At 64.6% G+C, this 1,786-nt stretch carries 2 protein-coding genes; both read right to left on the bottom strand.

The window, feature by feature from the left end:
* Window positions 1-320: 320 nt before the first annotated feature.
* The gene (locus QZY03_RS31475; RefSeq protein WP_295588317.1) at window positions 321-851 is read right to left on the bottom strand and encodes a hypothetical protein; all 531 of its coding nucleotides are present in this window, start codon (window positions 849-851) and stop codon (window positions 321-323) included.
* Between the two features lie 78 nt (window positions 852-929).
* Window positions 930-1,586, bottom strand: coding sequence for a hypothetical protein (locus tag QZY03_RS31470; RefSeq protein WP_295588315.1), 657 nt, complete (start codon window positions 1,584-1,586; stop codon window positions 930-932).
* Window positions 1,587-1,786: the final 200 nt, after the last annotated feature.

Below are 1,786 nucleotides of genomic sequence, written 5' to 3'. Positions count from 1 at the left end.
TCCGCGGCGCGCTGTTCTTTACCAAGGTCCACAGCCGTATGCTGCGCCCAGGATTATCCAACTCTTCGACGGTTGCCCCAAGGCGGCTCACCGCGCCATCGCGACCGCCATGGGCCGACTGCAACAGGCGTTCACGGACCTCTTCGATCAGGCCAAACTCGCGCCGCTCCAAACTTGACGCATGCGCGCAGAAAATTGTTCGTCAAGGAACCCTAGAGAGGCCATGCGGTCTGTCGAGGCGCGGCTGGAACGGAGTCCGACACTTCCCAAGTGGGACATCCTGATCACGCCGGCCTGCTTGGTATAAACATTCTCGGGAATCACCTAAGCTGACGCAGCAGCGAGATCAGGGTGTCGCCGATCAGGGCATCGACCTCGTCGAGCAGCAGCACCAGTGGCTGGGTCGCGTTCTGACACGATTGGGTCAGAAATACCCCAAGTGCCGAGCCGGGCGGAGTACCGGCCAAGACCGCCGCCGCCTGACGCGCGGGTTCGCGGTCACCGAGCCAGACACCGGCGGCAGCGGCAATGTCGGTGACGATCGTCGCCATGGCCGGGTCGATTTGCTCGCGATAAGCCTGCGCGCCCTCCAGATTGGCATAGAGCGCCCGATAGCGCCCCTCCCGATTCAGATACGCCATCAGCGCCAACAGACAGGAGGTCTTGCCGGTCTGACGGGGCGCGTGGAGCAGGAAGTATTTCTTCTGATCGATCAGTGCGAGGACCTTGTCCAGATCCCAGCGCGCCAGGGGGGCAGGGTGTAGTGGTCGTCCGGCCGGACCGGACCTTCGGTGTTGAAGAAGCGCATCGGGCGAACTCCTCGGCAGCAGGGAGACGGGCGAGCATAGCACCGCGATTGGACGCGCGCCGCGCCGACTCCGCCGCCTCGTCCAGTCGCGCCGCCCATCGCCGACAGCGCCCTCAGCGCGCTACCAGCGCCGCGGCACGAATCCGGGCGGGTTGCGCACCTCCATCAGCTCATCGCCGATGGCGAGGACCACGAAGCCCTGGCGGCTGGCATGACGCAGTACGCTGTCCTCGACGGCCAGGGTAGCGAGGATGCCGATCACCGGGGTGGTGCGGAACTCGGGGAAGAACTCGCGCAACTGATCGATCTCCCCGATGAGCGCATCCACATCGGCACTGCGCAGGGTCGACTTGGTGCTATTGAGACACACCAGGGTCGGGGTGACGGCGATGGCGTCGAATTCCTGCACCCGCCCGTCGGGGAGCTTGCGTTTGCGTCGCACCGACAGGTCGATGATCTCCTCACCGCAGACCTCATGGACCACACGCGGCAGACTGGGTGCCACCAGATCCTCGACGATGGTCCCGAGTTTGTTGGCCATCTCCCCCCATTTGCGGTTGAGCTCGCGATGCTCGCGTCGGGTCTCGTCTTTGAAGTCGCTCATCTCGTTCTTGAACTCGCTCATCTCGTTCTTGAACTCGCCCATTTCATCCTTGAATTCCCGCATCTCCAGACTCAGGCGCTCCACTTCGGCTGCGGTGCGCGCCGCCTGCTCGGCCAGGACTTGCAGGGCATATTCCAAGGTGTCGACCCGCGGTTTCAGGGCGGCGGCGGTCATGGTCAGGCGTCTCGGGGCAGGGGCTCGTATCTCATCATGATAGCACTCGTGCGCTCCACGGACGACGGCCGGCCCGTGCTACAGCAATTCCAAATTTGGGCGGCACCGCGCGACCTCTGGTGGATGCGGCGCGCGCGACCGCCGTGCCGAGTCCCTGCCACCGAGCGGCGCGCCTTATCCACCCTACAACGGAGCCGGTT

The sequence above is a fragment of the uncultured Lamprocystis sp. genome (assembly GCF_903933125.1).
Lineage (GTDB): Bacteria > Pseudomonadota > Gammaproteobacteria > Chromatiales > Chromatiaceae > Thiodictyon.
Note: the sequence above shows the minus strand (reverse complement) of the source record. Positions and strands in the feature narration are given on the sequence as shown.